The sequence below is a fragment of the Mesorhizobium sp. M0848 genome (assembly GCF_040319805.1).
In the GTDB taxonomy this organism is placed as follows: Bacteria; Pseudomonadota; Alphaproteobacteria; order Rhizobiales; family Rhizobiaceae; genus Mesorhizobium.
This window is the reverse complement of the sequence record NZ_JAMYOM010000021.1, coordinates 16,478-32,968: the sequence shown is the minus strand read 5'-3', so window position 1 is coordinate 32,968 and position 16,491 is coordinate 16,478. Positions and strand designations below refer to the sequence as shown.

Sequence of the window (16,491 nt, the reverse complement as noted above, 5' to 3'; positions counted from 1 at the left end):
GTGTCCGCGAGCACTATTCCTTGGACACCGGCCCGACGAAATTGCTGTCGAAGCTCGGGCCGAGGGCAAAGCCCTTGAGGTTCTTGCGCAGGCCGGCCACTTCCAGCTGCTGGTGGATGACGACGAAGGGGCTGGTGTCCAGGATCTTCTTCTCGAGATCCTTGTACATGTCAGCGCGCTTGCCGGCGTCCTTCTCGAGCAGCGCTGCTTCCGTCTCCTTGGTCAGGTCCGGAATGTCCCAGGCGTTGCGCCAGGCCAGCGTCTTGGACTTACCCGCATCCGAGTTGTCCGGATTCGAGGCAAAGGTCTGGGCGTTGGAATTCGGGTCGAAATAATCCTGGCCCCACTGGCCGATATAGATGTCGTGGTTGCGGGCGCGGTACTTGGTCAGCGTCTGCTTGCCGTCGCCCGGGATGATCTCGAGCTTGATGCCGGCCTGTCCGAGCGTCTGCTGGATCGATTCCGCCATGCCGGTCGTCGGCTGACCGGTGCGTACGTCCATGGTTACGCTGAAGCCGTCGGGCAGACCGGCCTTGGCCAGCAATTCCTTGGCCTTGGCGACATCGAACTTGAACGGATTCTCATCCAATTCGCCGAGCACACCCTTCGGCAGGAAGGTCTGGTGGATTTCGCCGATGCCCTTGAGGATCGTCGAGCTCAGCGCATCGTAGTCGACCAGGTATTTGAAGGCTTGGCGGACCTCGGGCTTGGCGAGGTTGGCATTCTTCTGGTTGAGGCTGATGTAATAGACCGTGCCCTTCGGCGCGCTGGTCGAGGTGAGATCGGCGTTCTTGGCGATGGCGTCGAGGTCGTTCGGCTCGAGATTGCGCGCAACGTCGATGTCGCCGGCCTCGAGCGCCAGGCGCTGGCCCGAGCTTTCCTTCATGTTGCGGTAGATGACGCGGGCAAGCTTGGCCTTCTCGCCGTAGTAATTATCGTTGCGCTCGAGAACGACCACCTCATTGGCCCGCCATTCGCGCAGCTTGAAGACGCCGGAGCCGGCATAGCCGGTCTTCAGCCAGGCATTGCCGAAATCATTGTCCCATTTGTAGTCGGCGCTCGGCGTCACCGCAGCGACATGTTCCTTGACCAGCTTGGCGTCGACCACCGATGCAACCGTTGCCGACAGGCAGTTCAGCACGAAGCTCGGCGCATAGGCCTTGTCGACGGTGAACTGGAAGGTGGTCTCGTCGACCGCCTTGGCCTTCTCGGCGACGTTGTCGCCGCTGATGCCGAATTGGCCGATGATGAAGGCCGGGCTCTTGTCGAGCTTGACGGCGCGTTCGAACGACCAGGCGACGTCGGCCGCGGTGATCGGATTGCCGGAAGCGAATTTCAGGCCGGGCTTGAGCTTGAATGTGTAGGTCAGGCCGTCATCGGAGACGGTCCAGCTTTCGGCAAGGTCTCCCTTGACCTTGGAGGTGTCGCTGAGGTCGAGACGGACAAGCAGATCATACGTGTTGCCGGTGACCTCGGCGGTCGACAGCTCGAACGCCTCGCCCGGATCCATGGAGATGATGTCGTCGATCGCGAAACCTTCGACCAGCGTGTCGGCGGGCGTGACCGCACCGGCGGGCGCGCCGGCCAGAAGCAGCGCGGACATGGCTGCACCCGCCAGCAGGAAGCGAGAGCGTAGAGCAAACTTTTCCATCATCATCGTGATTGTTCCCTGTTTTGTTGTTTGTTGACCTGAGTTCCCGGCTCAGGGTTGTGCAATTCTTTTCGGGCCTGGAGAAGGCCCCACTGATCTCTTACCGTTGCGGTTTTTGTCCAGTTGGTCAACACCATATCCGGCAGCCTCGTGGCGGGCAACGAGCATTTATACGATGGCTCAATGGGCCAGAAAGGCCGGTGGGATGTCGACGCATCGGCCAGCCAATCGAGGCTGCCGATCGAGGATAATCTGGCGAATGTCGCGGCTATCTCAGCGCCGTGACCAGGCTGGTGTCAGGGAAGCAGGTGGCGGCGCGGCCGTTCTTGGCTTGCCAAATGCCGATCGAACGGCGGGTCTTGAAGCCGGGCAGGCCATCGGCGCTGCCGACGTCATAGCCCTTGGCTTCCAGCGCGCGTTGCAGAGCGGCTATGTCCGAACGGTGGAGCCCGCCGACCGCGCCCCAGCTGCCGGCAAAATTCTGATCGCCATGGGCGATGCGATCGGCGCCATGGCCGATGAACAGCGCGTAGAGGTCGCTGGTGTTGTACTGCTTCAGCACGTAGAAATTGGGCGTGGCGATAAAGGCCGGACCGCTGCGCCCTGCCGGCATCAGCAGGAAGCCTTCGGCCTTCATCTCACTCGCTGGAAACGGCTTGCCGCCGACGCGCCTAACGCCCATTGCCGCCCATTCGGAGATTTTCTTGCCCTGGTCCGGGCCTTCCAACGAACAGGAAACGCTTTCCGGCACCATCACCTCGAAACCCCAGCCACGGCCCTTTACCCAGCCATAGTGGACGAGATAATTGGCGATCGAGGCCAGCACGTCCGGCGTCGAGTTCCAGATGTCGGCGCGGCCGTCGCCGTCGAAATCGACGGCATGTTTCAGGAACGAGGTCGGCATGAATTGCGGCTGGCCGAGCGCTCCGGCCCAGGACGATTTCATCGCGCCGACCGGAGCCAGCCCGCGCTCGACGATCTCGAGTGCAGCAAGCAGTTCGGTGCGGAAGAAGTCCTTCCTGGTCGACATGAACGCTTTGGTGCCCAGCACTTCGAAGGCGTCGTAGGGCATCTTCGCCGCGCCGAATCCGGTCTCGCGGCCCCAGATCGCCAGCAGCACTTCGCCCGGCACGCCGTAGCGCTTTTCGATAGATGCAAGTGTCCTGGCATTGGTGGCTTCGCGCGCCCGGCCGCCCGCCGTCACCGCGCGAACCGTCTTCTCGGCGAAATAGGCGCCGGGTGAGCCGAATTCGGCCTGGTGCTGCTTCTGCGGCGTGGTCGCCTTATCGCCCGGCTTGACCAGGTCGGGCAGCTTCAGATTGGGATTGATGCCGTCGAAGGCGGCATCGAGGGTGGCTTTGGAAATGCCTTTCGCCCTGGCTTGCGGCCAAAGGTCGTTCTGCAGCCAGGCGCGAAACTGGTCGTCGATCTTTGCGGCGGAGGCGGGGGTGGAAAGGAGGACCGCGAGAAGAACTGCAAAAAAGGAAAACAGAGCCAATCTGAGAGGTTTGCGTTCCTTCACACCCCCCTCTGTCCTGCCGGACATCTCCCCCGCAAGGGGGGAGATTGGCCGCTTCATCGGCGGCGCTCTTGTTGCAATGTCGGCGATTTGCGAAAACAAAGATGACATCCGATCTCCCCCCTTGCGGGGGAGATGTCCGGTAGGACAGAGGGGGGTGCTTGGCACCAGCCTCGACGGATGCGCAACAATCATGATCCGCATCCTCTGCCGCAACTTTGTCAAAACGCCGTCCGCGAGCGCAGCGCCGCGGCCAGCGTGCCCTCGTCGAGATAGTCGAGTTCGCCGCCGACAGGCACGCCATGCGCCAGTCGTGTCACCTTGATATCGAAGCCGGACAGCTGATCGGTGAGGTAATGCGCGGTCGTCTGGCCCTCCACCGTAGCATTGACGGCGAGGATGATCTCCTTGACCTCGCCACCGGCGACGCGGTCGATCAGCGAGCGCATGTTGAGCTGCTCGGGGCCGATGCCGTCGAGCGGGGACAGCGTGCCGCCGAGAACGTGGTAACGCACATTCATCGCCGCCGCGCGCTCCAGCGCCCACAGGTCGGAGACGTCCTCGACGACAATGATGGTGCCGGCATCTCGGCGCGGATCGGTGCAGATCATGCAAGGGTCCGATGTATCGACATTGCCGCAGGTCGAGCAGATGCGCACCTTGTCGGCCGCCTCGGCCATGGCGGCGGCCAGCGGCGACAGAAGCTGCTCCTTCTTCTTGATCAGATGAAGGGCGGCACGCCTGGCCGAACGGGGACCCAGCCCCGGCACCTTGGCCAGGAGCTGGATCAGACGTTCGATCTCGGGACCGGCGATTCGCTTCGACATCGCTCTGATCTAGGATTTTTCAGAGCGCTTTGGAACATCCGCATACGCATGACCGCCATATTGGCCCTGGCGGACCAAAATGGGCGGGGCCATGGGATCATGGAGAGCAGATCAGTTGGTTTCGAGCGGCCGGCCCTGGCTGACGATCATCGCGCCGACAGCGTCGGTGTTCTCAGGCGTCGACTGGAAACCCATAGACGCCTCTTGCGGCGCTTCCTCGACCGAGGAGATGACCCTCGTCCTTGTGTTCAAGGTTCCGCCAAAACGGGCGGCATCCGGTTCCTCCATCGGCTCCTGCATCGCCACCACCGTCGGCTCCGCCGAGACACGCGCCGATTTCGCGGCCGGCGCGGCGGCCGCGGTCATATAGGTCTGTTGGGCAGGAGCGGACCGGACGGTGGCCGGCTTGGCCGGACGCACCGGCTCGGCGGACGCGACCATCGTCACCGGCTCCGCTGGCTTCTGCGGCGCCGCCGAGGCAATGGCGACCTGCGGCTCGTCCGGCAGCGGCTGCCAGTTGCGGCCGCGCTTCTCGTAAAAGGCATTGCCGCCGGCAACCATGGTGTAGTGCATGTTCTTGTAGGGGAAGCGTAGGCCGGCGGTGTGGAAGAACATGGTGTTCTTGAGCTTGGACTTGCGCTCCCCCTTCAGCACCGCGTCGGCGGCTTCCTCGACATCGGGCATTGCGCGTGAATTCATCGGCCTTGTCATGACGCCGGGGGCAAACTGCCCGCGCTCGCCCACCACCGCGCAGATGGTGCTGCCGTGCTTGCCGGAGCGCAGCCGGTTCATCACCACCGTGCCGACCGCGATCATGCCGTCGCGGCTCGAGCGGTTGGATTCAAAGAACATCGCCCGTTCCAGGCATTCCTTGTCCTTCGGCGTGTGGCTGTACGCCCGGGAGCTCAGGAAACCCGGCGTGATGGCGTCGGTCAGGCTGGCGACGGACATGCCGTGTGAAGTGGTCTGGCTACAGGCAGCCAAAAACAGGGGTGAAATGACGGCGCCGAGCAACAGCGGCGTCTTCCATCGCGTAGAAATCAACAGGTAACCCTCTCACTTCGTGCCCGCCCCCAGGCTGCGGCAAGAATGAGACACTTTCGGGCAAAATGATGGCCAAAACGTTATTAACAACGCGCTGTTGCCAAATTGGCACAATTTCCTGGTTTTCCAGATAGATCGCACCCATCATTTCACAAAGGCGATGACCTCTCTCTCTTTGTTTCGCCGCAATTGCCCCAAGGGAAAGCACTACGCGCTTTTCCCGGGCAAACGCTGTTAATTTCTCCTGGAACCGGTCTGCAGCCCGGCCGCAATCATGGCCGCTGGCCAGGCTCAAGCTCCTCGACCTTCTCCGAAAACAGGCCGCGCCGGAGGAACAGCGTCCGCGCCTCCCTGGCCGTCGGGGCGATCTTTCCCGGCCAGTCGCTGTCAATGAACTCAGCCTTGGTGAAGTCCGGATTTGTCTCGCTTGCCGCCTCCAGGAATTCGGCGATCTCCAGCACGATCGCGCGCTCGTCCTTCGAAAGCGCCGATGTGCCGGCTTCGATCGAAGGGCGATGGACGAAATCCTCGAACAGATAGAAATAACCCTTGATGCCGACGAGATCGACGCCGTCGTCACAATCGGCCAGGATTTCCAGGATCTCGTAGATCCTGTTGCGGATACGCTGCTCGATCAGTCTTTCGGAGGGCTCTTCGGTCATGTCGATGATGGGCGCGCGCGCCGAATGCTAGAAGGGCAGTTTCATTCCCGGCGGGATCGGCAGACCTGCGGTCAGCGCCTTGGTCTTTTCCTGCATGATCTGCTCGACCTTGGTCTTGGCGTCGTTGTGAGCGGCCAGCACCAGGTCTTCCAGGATCTCGACATCGTCTTCCTTGAACAGAGACGGATCGATCTTCAGCGACTTCATCTCGAATTTTCCGGTCAGCGTCACATTGACCAGGCCGCCGCCGGCCTGGCCGGACGCTTCCAGCGTGGCGATCTCGTCCTGCATGGCCTGGAACTTGGCCTGCATTTCCTTCGCCTTGCCCATCAGGCCGAGAAGATCTTTCATGGTCGGGTCCTTTGCGGATTCGTGGCTGGATCAGGGTTCATCGTCGTCAGCCGGCGGCTCGACCGGCACTTCAGCCTCTGTCGTTTCGGCTTCCGGCGCGTCTGGAATGCGCACGTCGATGATCTTGGCGCCGGGAAAGCGCGCCAGGATAGCGGCCACGGTCGGGTCGCTCTTGGCATCGAGAAAAGCCGTCTCGCGCTTGGCCGATTCCATTTCGGCGAGCGTCTGGCCGCCCTCTTCCTTCGACAGCGAGACCAGCCAGCTGCGGCCGGTCCAGGCGCGCAATTTCGTCGTCAGGTCGTTGAGCAGCATCTTGGGCGCATCGCCGGTCAGGCCGACGTCGATGCGGCCGGGCTCGATGCGCACAAACCGGATGCAGCTCTTGACCAGCACCTTGAAGGCGATGTCACGCTGCGCATCGGCGAGCGCAATGATGTCGGCCAGCGATTTCAGCGGCGCCGATTCCATGGCCGGCTCCGGAGGAGCGACGTAGGCAACGGCAGCAGGCGAGGCTTCGACCAGCCGCATGGTCTGCGCACCGCCAGGACCGGCGGGCATGCGCGTCTGCGCCACCGCGCCGGCGCCACCGCCGTTGCCGGAACTTGCAGGCGCGCCATTCGGGCGCGGCGCGCCGCTTTGGACCGACGCTCCGCCCTCGAGCGATCTCAACGCCTCGTCCAGCGTCGGCAGGTCGGCGGCATGCGCCAGCCGGATCAGCACCATTTCGGCGGCACTGACCGGCCGGTTGGAGGACTGCACTTCGGGAATGCCCTTGAGCAGCATCTGCCATGTCCGCGACAGCACCCTGACCGACAGCGTCCTTGCGAAATCGGCGCCGCGCTGCCGCTCGTCCTCCGACAGCGAGGCATCCTCGATGGCCGTCGGCACGAAACGCAGCCGGGTGACGAGATGGTTGAATTCGGCAAGGTCGGTCAGCACGGCGGCCGGATCGGCGCCGGTGTCATACTGCGCACGGAATTCGCCAAGGGCGGCTGCCACATCACCCTTCATCACATGTTCGAACAGATCGACGATGCGGGCGCGGTCGGCAAGTCCCAGCATCGCCCGCACAGCCGCGGCACCGACAGTGCCGGCGCCATGGGCAATCGCCTGGTCGAGGATGGAGAGCGAATCACGGGCCGAGCCTTCGGCGGCGCGCGCGATCATCGCCAGCGCGTCGTCGTCGACCGCAATGCCTTCCTGGGCCGAGATCGAGCCGAGATGCGCGACCAGCGCGCCGGCGTCGATGCGCCTCAGGTCGAAGCGCTGGCAGCGCGACAGGACAGTGATCGGGACCTTGCGGATTTCGGTGGTGGCGAAGATGAATTTGACGTGCGGCGGCGGCTCTTCCAGCGTCTTCAGCAGGCCGTTGAAGGCCTGTGTCGACAGCATGTGCACTTCGTCGATGATATAGACCTTGTAACGGGCCGAGACCGGCGCATAGCGCACGCGCTCGATGATATCCCTGATGTCGTCGATGCCGGTATGCGAGGCGGCGTCCATCTCGATGACGTCGACATGGCGGCCCTCCATGATCGCCTGGCAATGCTCGCCGAGCACCGCGAGGTCGACCGAAGGCTGGTCGATATCAGCGGTTTTATAATTCAGGGCCCGCGCGAGGATGCGCGCCGTCGTGGTCTTGCCGACGCCGCGCACCCCGGTCAGCATCCAGGCCTGGGCGATGCGGCCGGTGGCAAAGGCATTGGTGAGGGTGCGCACCATCGGCTCCTGGCCGACCAGCTCGGAGAAGTTCGAAGGACGGTACTTGCGCGCCAGCACGCGATAGGCGGCGGCCTTGCCTATCTCCAGGCTTTTTGGTCCCGAATTTCCGGCTTCGCTCATACGCCCGTAAAGCTCCAAATGGCCGCGCCCGAAGGCGGCCGATTCCTGCGCATAGTCTCGCCCGCGCTGCAATGCGTCGTCAATGTCGCGAGAGGGGCCGATGAGGTGGGAGGCTGGAACAATGACCCGTTCCGGGCTCGTTAGGGCTGCTTCCTTCCGGACCTGACCCGGTTGGCGAGTGGATCGTCCACCACCAACCTCCCGCTTTCCATATCGGCAATTGCGCGACGAAATGCAAGTCCGCCGAAGAAATCGCAAAATATGGAATTGGCGCACCAATGCGTGAGGGGCGCAATGATTCGCTTGCAGCCCCCTTGCCGCCGCTCTAGCCTTCATGTGTTGAGCAAACCAAGAAAAGCAAGGGAAACGCCGATGCTGCCGGGCCTGGAGGCCGGATTCACGCTGGACGCACGGCTGGAGGCGGACAGCGAACAGTTGATGTGGCTTGGGCTGTGCGAATTGCGGGTGATGAACGACCGCCGCTGGCCATGGCTGCTGCTGGTGCCGCAGCGGCCCGGCGCGGAGGAAATCCATGACATGACGCCGCTCGACCAGACGATGCTGACCTTCGAGACCAATATGGTGGCGCAGGCGCTGAAGAAGGCGACCGGCTGCACCAAGATCAACACCGGCGCGCTCGGCAACATCGTGCGCCAGTTGCACATCCATGTCATCGCGCGTTCGGAAGGCGATCCCGGCTGGCCAGGCCCTGTGTGGGGACATGGTCTGCGAGAGCCCTATCAACGTTCCGACTTGCGACGGTTTGCCGAAACGATCAAGGCGGCGCTATAAGCGTTCCCCGTGTCCATCCCTCAACGTATCCCAGAGTCCCCATGAGCTTCCGCCTGTTTGACGCGCCTTTGCGCGAGCCGAGCCAGTTCGTCGGCTTTGCCGGCAACATGATCGACCGGCAGTCCGAGAACCGCGCCGACGATTCGGTCGACAAGGCGCTGGCCGATCCGGCGACACGGCTGCTTCTGATGCATGGCGGCCGGCTCTATTTGAAGCTCGGCGATAGCGGCGCTCTCGATCCCTGGTTCGGCGCCACCGAGAGCGAGCCCTTCAAGGTTTCCCTAGCGCAAGGCATTCTGCTCGGCTTTTCCGAACGAGGACCGGTGCTGGCCGTGCCCGCCGGCTTCGAACCCGAACAGCTTCCGGAAGCAGTCAAGGCCATCGACTACCGCTCGGTCTACATGCAAGGGCTGATCGACGAGGCGGCGGCTGGCGCGATGGCGCAAGGGGCGGCCCTGCTTGCCTGGCATGCCAGCCATCGCTTCTGCAGCAAATGTGGTACGGAATCGCAGATGCGGGCCGGCGGCTACAAGCGCCATTGCCCGAATTGCGGCACCGAGCATTTTCCGCGCACCGACCCGGTGGCGATCATGCTGACGGCGACGCGGGAAAAATGCCTGCTCGGACGCGGCCGGCATTTCGCGCCGGGCATGTACTCGGCCCTTGCCGGCTTCATCGAGCCGGGCGAGACGATCGAGGCGGCGGTGCGCCGCGAGACGCTGGAAGAGGCCGGTATACGGCTTGGCCGCGTCGTCTACCACGCCAGCCAGCCCTGGCCGTTCCCCTATTCGCTGATGATCGGCTGCTTCGGCGAGCCGCTCAATGACGATATCCAGGCCGACCTCAACGAGCTTGAGGACTGCCGCTGGTTTTTTCGCGACGAGGTGCGCCTGATGCTGGAAAGGACGCACAAGGACAATCTGGTCACGCCGCCGAAAGGCGCCATTGCGCATCACCTCATCCGCGCCTGGGTCGATTCAGAATGATGGCAGCGAACACCGAAAGACATTGCAGGAGCAGGACATGATCCGTCACACCGTCGTTTTCACGCTGAAGCATCCGCCGCATTCGCTGGAGGAAAAGCGGTTCCTGGTCGACGCCAAGAAAATCCTAACCGCGATCAGAGGCGTCACGCATTTCGAGCAATTGCGGCAGATCAGCCCCAAGAACGACTATCATTTCGGCTTCTCGATGGAGTTCGCCGACCAGGCCGCCTACAACAGGTACAACGACCATCCGGACCATGTCGCCTTCGTGCGCGACCGCTGGGTGCCGGAGGTCGAGGCCTTCATGGAGATCGACTACGTGCCGCTGGGCGCGGTGATTTAGGGCATGGTCCCGAAAAGTGGAAACCGGTTTTTGGACAAGATCATGCCCAGTAGCGATCAGTCCGCAACCTTCCACTGCTCACGCGACTCACTGGCCGGATAGACGCCCAGAATCCGCACTTCGCGGGAGAAGAAACGGAGCTCGTCCAGCGCAAGCTTGACCAGCGGGTCGTCGGGATGGCCCTCGATGTCGGCATAAAACAGCGTCGCCGTGAAAGCGCCCAACTGGTAGCTCTCCAGCTTGGTCATGTTGATGCCGTTGGTGGCAAAACCGCCCATCGCCTTGTAGAGCGCGGCCGGCACGTTGCGGACGCGAAAGATGAAGGTCGTCATCATCTTGACGTCGGGTGATGGGCGCTCGGCCCATTGCTTGTTCTTGGTCAGGACGACAAAGCGGGTGACGTTGCTGTCGGTGTCCTCGACGTTTTGCTCGATGATGTCGAGCCCGTAGAGGGTCGCTGCCAGCGCCGGCGACAGCGCCGCCATGGTGCGGTCCTTGACCTCGGAGACCATCTTGGCTGCACCAGCCGTATCGCCGGCGACGATCGCCTTCCAGCCGTTCTTGCGGATGTACTTGCGGCACTGGCCAAGCGCGTGGATGTGGCTGTGCACCGTCTTGATCTCGTCGCGCCTGACGCCCGGCAGCACCATCAGCTGGAAATGGATCGGCAGGAAATATTCGCCGATGATGTGCAGCTTCGATTCCGGCAAGAGATGATGGATATCGGCGACGCGCCCGGCAATGGTGTTCTCGATCGGGATCATGGCGAGATCGGCCTTGCCGGTCTCGACCGCGTTGAACGCATCCTCGAAGGTCGGGCACGGCAAGGGCTCCATCGATGGATAGACGTTGCGGGAGGCAGTGTCGGAATTGGCGCCCGGCTCGCCCTGGAAGGATATTCTGTTGGTCTTTTCAGGCATGCCGATATCTCAGGTTGAAAGGATCTGTCTGGCGCGTTCGAGGTCTTCCGGCGTGTCGACGCCGAGCGGCAGCGACTGGACGATCTCGGCGTCGATGCGCATGCCGGCTTCCAGCGCCCGCAACTGTTCCAGCCGCTCGCGCCGTTCGAGCGGCGACGGCTTCAGCGCGACGAAACGCTCAAGTGCTTCGCGGCGATAGGCGTAGAGGCCGACATGATGATAGAGCGGCCCCTCGCCCCAAGGCGCCGTGGCACGGGTGAAATAGAGCGCCCTCAGCCTGCTGCCGGAAAGCGGCGAACCGACGATCTTGACGACATTGGGATTGGTCTTTTCCTCGTCGCGGACGATCTCGACGCCGAGCGTGGCGATGTCCACCGCACTGTCCTCGAAAGGCCTGAGCGACGCGGCGATAATCTGCGGATCGATGGTCGGCAGGTCGCCTTGCACATTGACGATGGTTTCGACCTTGCGCCCGGGGTCGAGCGCGATCAGCGCCTCGTGGATGCGGTCGGAGCCGGATTCGTGATCCGTGCGCGTCATCACGGCCTCGAACCCGTGCGCGCGCATCGCTTGCGCCACGCTTTGCGTGTCGGTCGCCACCACCACCCGGCCAAGGCCGGCTTCGGCGGCGCGGCGGGCGACATGGACGATCATCGGGGCGCCTGCGATGTCGGCCAGCGGCTTGCCCGGCAGGCGGGTCGAGGCCATGCGGGCCGGGATCAGGATCAGCGTGGACATTTCGGGTGCAAGGCGTCTCGAAAGAGGACAGGGAAAGTGGCAAAAGGTCTCACTGGAAGCGCCCTTATAGGTGTTGCAACGCCGCAGCAAAAGACCTAGTTTCCGCCCGATTTGACCGCCCTGGCAGGACGGGTCACGATACCGACGGACGGAGTGGACGGTTCTGTCCGCCGGAAAAGGGAGCAAGGGGCGTATGGATTCCAACGAAGTCAACAAACTGCTCGCCGGATTGCTCGGAACCGTTTTCGTCGTCTTCTCGGTCGGCATTGTGTCCGATGCGCTGTTTGCCTCGCCTGCGCCGGAAAAGCCCGGCTTCGCCATCGAGGCCGCGGAGCCCGCCGAAGGCGGCCCGGCCGCTCCTGCCGCAGCCGAAAAGCCGATCGCAGATCTTCTGGCCAATGCAAATGCCGAACAGGGCGCTGCCATCTTCAAGAAGTGCCAGGCCTGCCATTCCGGCGAAAAGGGCGGTCCTAACAAGGTCGGCCCCGATCTGTGGGACATCGTCGACCGTCCGGTCGCCTCTCACGAGGGCTTCGCCTATTCGGCGGGCATGAAGGGATATTCCAAGGGCGGCACAGAGAAGTGGACCTACGATAACCTCAACCACTTCATCACGTCGCCCAAGAAGGACGTTAAAGGCACGGCGATGGGCTTTGCCGGCCTGCCGAAGGAAGAAGACCGCGCCAACGTCATCGCCTATCTGCGCACGCTGTCCGACAATCCCAAGCCGCTGCCGGCACCGGGTGCCGCCGCCGATGCAGGCGCGCCCGCCAAGCCTGCCGATGCAGCCGCTCCGGCAAAGCCGGCTGATGGTGCCGCGCCCGCGAAACCGGCCGCTCCTGCCGCCCCGGCTCCGGCCGCACCCGCACCGGCGCCTGCCCAATAACCAGATATCATCTCGACGACCTTGAAAAAGCCGGGTTCAGCCCGGCTTTTTTGTTGGGAAAACCGCATAGGCGGCGACAAAGCCGCGCATGGCGGTTTTCACGGGCGCCAAATCATCTAGATTGCCGATGAACGGGCATTGCGAAGAGGATAGTGCATGACGGTTGGCCGAACGCTTCTCAAGTCGTTGCTGGCGGCAGCCCTTCTGGCGGCGGGATTGCAGGCTGCCCTCGCCGATGAATGGCGCACCACGTCATCGCTGATCGGCGAGTCCAAATACGGCGCCAATTTCCAGCACTACGACTACGTCAACCCCGACGCGCCCAAGGGCGGCACGCTGAACCGGGTGGTGATCGGCACCTACGACAACTTCAATCCTTATATCGTGCAGGGATCGCCGGCGGCCGGCCTCGTGGGATTCGGCGGCGGCCTACTCTACGACACGCTGATGGAGCAGGCGACCGACGAAGGCAGCACCAGCCACCCACTGATCGCCGATGCCTACAAGTATCCGGCCGACTATTCCTCCGCGACCTACCGCCTCGACCCGCGCGCCAAATGGCACGACGGCCAGCCGATCACTGTCGACGACGTGATCTGGTCGTTCCAGGTGCTGAAGGCCAACAGCCCGTTGTATAACCGCTATTTTGAGAACGTCACCGACGCGGTCGCGGTCTCCGATCGCGAGGTCGAGTTCCACTTTAATCAGAAAGGCAACAGGGAACTGCCGAAGATTCTCGGCGATCTCGTCGTTCTGCCAAAGCATTGGTGGGAGGGCAACGACGCCAGCGGCAAGAAGCGCGACATCACCAAGACGACTCTGGAGCCGCCGCTGGGGTCAGCGGCCTACAAGATCGCGAGTTTCAAGCCGGGTTCCGAAATCGTCTGGCAGCGTGTGCCGGACTATTGGGGCGCCAAACTGCCAGTGAAGATCGGCCGCGAGAATTTCGACAGGCAGCGTTTCAGCTATTTCCTTGACGACAACGCCGGTTGGCAGGCCTTCACCAAAGGGGGGTTCGAAGACTTCCGCGCCGAGACACGCGCCCAGCGTTGGGCGGTCGAATACACCTTTCCGGCGATCAAATCCGGAGATGTCATCAAAAAGGAGTTCCCCACAACCTCACCGGAACCCATGCAGTCCTATTTGATAAATACGCGCCGCCCGCTGTTCCAGGATGTACGCGTACGCCAGGCACTCACCTACGCGTATGATTTCGAGAGCATGAACCGAACCATTTTCTTCGGCGCCTATACGCGCACAGACAGCTATTTCGAAGGCGGCGATCTGGCCTCGACCGGCCTGCCACAGGGCAAGGAGTTGGAGATACTCCAGCCGTTTCGAGACAAGTTGCCACCTGAACTGTTCAAGCAGGAATTCAAGCTGCCGGTCTACGACACGCCACAATCGGGTCGCGAGAATTTGCGCAAGGCCTACGAGCTTTTCAAGCAAGCCGGCTGGGTCAATCAGGCCGGAAAGCTGGTGAATGCGAAGACCGGCGAAGTGTTCAAGATCGAGTTCCTCGGCAACGATCCCGTTGACGAGCGGGTCGCCTCGCCTTTCATCGACAATTTGCGGCGGCTGGGCATCGATGCAACGCTGCGCATTGTCGATGACAGCCAATACACCAACCGTACTCGCGCTTTCGACTTCGATATGCTGGCGCTCGCAGGTTTTCAGCAATCCAACTCACCCGGCAACGAACAGCGCGACTTTTTCAGTTCCACAGCTGCGGACAGGGCCGGATCACGAAATTTGGCCGGCATCAAGAATCCTGTCGTCGACGCACTGATCGACCGCGTCATCTTTGCAACGGACCGAGACGACCTGATGGCTGCGACCCATGCCCTTGACCGAGTGTTGCTTTGGAACTTCTACATGGTGCCGCAATGGCACCTGGGGAAAGTTCGGGCCGCATACTGGAACAAGTTCGCAATGCCTGAAAAACAGCCAACCTATCTCGGCGTCGATTTGGACTCTTGGTGGATCGACCCGGACAAGGAGAAGGCGCTGGCGGCCAAATACAAGGGTGGCAATTGATGGCGGCCCTTGCCCGCCGCGACTTTCTCGCCCTGGGCAGTGCCGCGGCAGCCGCCGCCTTGCTGCCCGGCAAGGCCTTCGCCGACACTGCGACCGGCACCAAGCTGCACGGCCTGTCGGCCTTCGGCGACCTCAAATACAAGCTCGGTTTCGCGCATTTCGACTACGTCAATCCGGACGCCCCAAAGGGTGGCCAGATGAATTTCGCGCCGCCGAACTCGACCCTCAATCAGAGCTTCCTGACCTTCAACACATTGAACTCACTGGTGTTGAAGGGGGAGGCGCCGCCGCGTACCGAACTTTGTTTCGATTCCCTGATGACAAGCGCGCTCGATGAGCCGGATGCGGCCTACGGCCTGCTTGCCGAAACCGTTACCCTGTCGCCGGACCGCAACGGTTTCCGCTTCGCGCTGCGACCGCAAGCGCGTTTCCACGACGGTTCGCCGCTGACCGCGCAGGACGTTGTCTTTTCGCTGAAGCTTTATCAAGACAAAGGCCATCCTAACCTTTCCCAAGCGTTGCGGTACATGACCGACGCGGTTGCGGTCGATCCCGCTACCGTCGATCTCACCCTCAACGGCAAGCAGTCGGCGCAAAACATCCTTGCGATCGTGGGAATGCCTATCGTCTCCAAGGCCTTTTATACGGCCAATGATTTCGATGCTTCGACCATGACACCGCCGCTTGGCTCGGGTCCCTACAAGATTGGACGCGTGGCGGCCGGACAGACTGTCGAATATGACCGCGTGGCCGACTATTGGGGCCGCGATCTGCCAGTGAACCGCGGCCTCTACAATTTCGACCGCATCCGCATCGACTTCTATCTTGACCGGCAAGCGGCATTCGAGGCCTTCAAGAAAGGCGACACGCATTTTCGCGAGGAATTCACCTCACGGGTATGGGCTACCGGCTACGACTTTCCGGCGCTGAAGGACGGCAAGGTCGTCAAACGGGAATTTCCCGGCGAGAAGACGCCGGACATGCAGGCTGTCGCGCTGAACCAGCGTCGTCCGCAATTCCGCGATGAGCGGGTGCGGCGGGCGATCGCCAGGTGCTTCGATTTCGAATGGATGAAGCGGGCGCTGTTTTACGGCTCCTACGAGCGCTCTCAATCGAATTTCGAACGGTCGGACTACAAGGCCGAAGGCCTGCCCTCGCCTGAGGAATTGGCCCTGCTGGAGCCGTTCCGGGCCGAGTTGCCGCCAGAGGTTTTCGGTGAAGCGGTAACACAGCCCCTGTCCGACGGTTCGGGCCATGACCGCAAGCTGCTGGGCGAGGCTTCGAGATTGCTTGCGCAAGCCGGCTGGAAGCGCGATGGCAGTTTCGTCGTCAACGACAAGGGTGAGCGGCTGCGGGTCGAAATGCTGGCGGAGGACGACGGCATCGTTCGCATCTACACCCCTTGGTCCGAGAATATGAAGGCGATCGGGATCGACGCATCGATCCGGCAAATCGATTCGGCGCAGTATGAGCAGCGGCACAGCAATTACGACTTCGATCTCGCCTTGCTGCATTGGTCAATCGGGGCGACGCCGACCGACGACAGCCTGCAGATGCTCTATGATTCCCGGATGGCGAAAATCCCGGGGCAGCGCAACTATCCGGGCACCGAAAGCAAGGCCATCGACGCCCTGATCGCGGCAGCCGGCAAGGCGAAAGACCGTATAGAACTCGTCACGGCGCTCAGAGCGCTCGACCGGGTCTTGCGCGCGCGGCTCGACTGGATTCCAACATACTATCTGGCGAATCACCGCGTCGCCTATTGGGACATGTTCGGCTTTGTCGAACAGAAGCCCGATTTCGGCTTTCCGGTCGAGACGCTGTGGTGGTTCGATAAGGGCAAGGCGGCAAGAATTGGCAAAGGCTGAGATGTTCGCTCAACGAGGGCAGAAG

The 16,491-nt window shown here is 62.3% G+C and carries 16 protein-coding genes and 1 other RNA gene; 6 read left to right on the top strand and 11 right to left on the bottom strand.

The window, feature by feature from the left end; translation table 11 throughout:
- Positions 1–13: 13 nt before the first annotated feature.
- From NKH95_RS22880 to ffs, 9 genes are all read right to left on the bottom strand, one after another.
- Positions 14–1,657, bottom strand: a complete 1,644-nt coding sequence (locus NKH95_RS22880) for an ABC transporter substrate-binding protein (RefSeq protein ID WP_023811434.1) — start codon at positions 1,655–1,657, stop codon at positions 14–16.
- A gap of 262 nt (positions 1,658–1,919) precedes the next feature.
- Positions 1,920–3,197 (bottom strand): lytic murein transglycosylase, encoded by a 1,278-nt coding sequence (locus NKH95_RS22875; RefSeq protein WP_352893303.1) that lies wholly within the window; start codon positions 3,195–3,197, stop codon positions 1,920–1,922.
- Between the two features lie 194 nt (positions 3,198–3,391).
- Positions 3,392–3,997 carry a recombination mediator RecR gene (recR, locus tag NKH95_RS22870; protein WP_128305643.1) on the bottom strand — a complete coding sequence of 202 codons (606 nt, stop codon included), beginning with the start codon at positions 3,995–3,997 and terminating at the stop codon, positions 3,392–3,394.
- A gap of 111 nt (positions 3,998–4,108) precedes the next feature.
- Positions 4,109–5,041, bottom strand: a complete 933-nt coding sequence (locus tag NKH95_RS22865) for a cell wall hydrolase (RefSeq protein WP_128305644.1) — start codon at positions 5,039–5,041, stop codon at positions 4,109–4,111.
- Positions 4,968–5,336 carry a hypothetical protein gene (locus NKH95_RS22860; protein ID WP_352439666.1) on the bottom strand — a complete coding sequence of 123 codons (369 nt, stop codon included), beginning with the start codon at positions 5,334–5,336 and terminating at the stop codon, positions 4,968–4,970. The genes NKH95_RS22865 and NKH95_RS22860 overlap by 74 nt, the downstream gene beginning before the upstream one ends.
- On the bottom strand, positions 5,314–5,703 hold the full coding sequence (locus tag NKH95_RS22855; protein WP_127293990.1) for a hypothetical protein: 390 nt from the start codon (positions 5,701–5,703) through the stop codon (positions 5,314–5,316). Before NKH95_RS22855 ends, NKH95_RS22860 begins: the two co-directional genes overlap by 23 nt.
- A gap of 27 nt (positions 5,704–5,730) precedes the next feature.
- Positions 5,731–6,054: a YbaB/EbfC family nucleoid-associated protein gene (locus NKH95_RS22850; protein WP_013527931.1), complete on the bottom strand. Its 324-nt coding sequence runs from the start codon at positions 6,052–6,054 to the stop codon at positions 5,731–5,733.
- Positions 6,055–6,084: 30 nt separating this feature from the next.
- Entirely contained in the window at positions 6,085–7,896 is a 1,812-nt protein-coding gene (locus NKH95_RS22845) for a DNA polymerase III subunit gamma/tau (protein WP_128305646.1), read from the bottom strand.
- A gap of 105 nt (positions 7,897–8,001) precedes the next feature.
- An RNA gene (gene ffs / locus NKH95_RS22840) (signal recognition particle sRNA small type) lies at positions 8,002–8,098 on the bottom strand.
- Positions 8,099–8,268: 170 nt separating this feature from the next.
- Here ffs and NKH95_RS22835 point away from each other — a divergent pair.
- Genes NKH95_RS22835 through NKH95_RS22825 form a run of 3 tightly spaced genes read left to right on the top strand, consistent with a single transcriptional unit; the run spans position 8,269 to position 10,017 of the window.
- Complete coding sequence (locus NKH95_RS22835) at positions 8,269–8,688, top strand: HIT domain-containing protein (RefSeq protein WP_127293986.1); 420 nt, start codon at positions 8,269–8,271, stop codon at positions 8,686–8,688.
- A gap of 41 nt (positions 8,689–8,729) precedes the next feature.
- Complete coding sequence (nudC, locus tag NKH95_RS22830; protein ID WP_352439667.1) at positions 8,730–9,674, top strand: NAD(+) diphosphatase; 945 nt, start codon at positions 8,730–8,732, stop codon at positions 9,672–9,674.
- A 37-nt stretch (positions 9,675–9,711) separates the two neighbouring features.
- Positions 9,712–10,017: a Dabb family protein gene (locus NKH95_RS22825; RefSeq protein ID WP_127293984.1), complete on the top strand. Its 306-nt coding sequence runs from the start codon at positions 9,712–9,714 to the stop codon at positions 10,015–10,017.
- A gap of 56 nt (positions 10,018–10,073) precedes the next feature.
- On the opposite strand, the gene NKH95_RS22820 is transcribed toward NKH95_RS22825, so the two are convergent.
- A complete protein-coding gene (locus NKH95_RS22820) occupies positions 10,074–10,937 on the bottom strand; it encodes a prephenate dehydratase (protein WP_127293982.1) in 864 nt (287 codons plus the stop codon).
- A 9-nt stretch (positions 10,938–10,946) separates the two neighbouring features.
- Positions 10,947–11,675 carry a 3-deoxy-manno-octulosonate cytidylyltransferase gene (locus NKH95_RS22815; RefSeq protein WP_128305649.1) on the bottom strand — a complete coding sequence of 243 codons (729 nt, stop codon included), beginning with the start codon at positions 11,673–11,675 and terminating at the stop codon, positions 10,947–10,949.
- 193 nt (positions 11,676–11,868) lie between these two features.
- Here NKH95_RS22815 and NKH95_RS22810 point away from each other — a divergent pair, with 193 nt between their 5' ends.
- The 3 genes from NKH95_RS22810 to NKH95_RS22800 all read left to right on the top strand — a co-directional run bounded on the left by NKH95_RS22810 (position 11,869) and on the right by NKH95_RS22800 (position 16,466).
- Entirely contained in the window at positions 11,869–12,561 is a 693-nt protein-coding gene (locus NKH95_RS22810) for a c-type cytochrome (RefSeq protein ID WP_352893299.1), read from the top strand.
- Between the two features lie 156 nt (positions 12,562–12,717).
- Complete coding sequence (locus NKH95_RS22805; RefSeq protein WP_023811444.1) at positions 12,718–14,598, top strand: extracellular solute-binding protein; 1,881 nt, start codon at positions 12,718–12,720, stop codon at positions 14,596–14,598.
- Positions 14,598–16,466 (top strand): extracellular solute-binding protein, encoded by a 1,869-nt coding sequence (locus NKH95_RS22800; RefSeq protein WP_023811445.1) that lies wholly within the window; start codon positions 14,598–14,600, stop codon positions 16,464–16,466. The genes NKH95_RS22805 and NKH95_RS22800 overlap by 1 nt, the downstream gene beginning before the upstream one ends.
- Positions 16,467–16,491: the final 25 nt, after the last annotated feature.